This is a genomic window from Comamonas sp. GCA5, assembly GCF_036541385.1.
Taxonomy (GTDB): Bacteria; Pseudomonadota; Gammaproteobacteria; order Burkholderiales; family Burkholderiaceae_C; genus Comamonas; species Comamonas aquatica.
The window spans coordinates 1-377 of record NZ_JAZHFR010000247.1 but is presented as its reverse complement, the minus strand read 5'-3'; the positions used below and the strand labels follow the sequence as shown (position 1 = coordinate 377).

The following is a 377-nucleotide window of genomic DNA, read 5'->3' as shown; positions in this document are numbered from 1 at the left end:
AACGCGTCTTTGAGGGGCGTCGTCAAATCCAGCGTATGCAAGGGCAACCCGCTGGCCAGCGTGGTTTGAATGCTTTCAATCACTGCGGGATGGTTGTGCCCCAAGGCCAAAGTCCCCGCGCCTGCCAAGCAGTCCAGATACTCCGTACCCTCCACGTCCGTCAACCAGCAGCCGTGGGCTTTGGCAATAGCCAGCGGCAGTTTGCGTGGATAACTACGCACATTCGATTCCATCTGGTTTTGGCGCGCCAAATAATAGGCGTTGGTGGATCGAGAAGTTGTTTCTACTAGCGCAAGGGTCATATCGAGTTACCATCCATGATATGGTTTAAAAATTAAGTCTTTGATATTGATATCGTGGACTTGGCGTGTTTTATC

1 protein-coding gene is annotated in these 377 nt (G+C 51.5%); it reads right to left on the bottom strand.

From position 1 onward, the window contains the following. Window positions 1-302, bottom strand: a 302-nt coding sequence (locus tag SJH88_RS19510) for an aminotransferase class III-fold pyridoxal phosphate-dependent enzyme (RefSeq protein ID WP_274755426.1), incomplete at its 3' end; no start/stop codon positions are given. Window positions 303-377 lie beyond the last annotated feature (75 nt).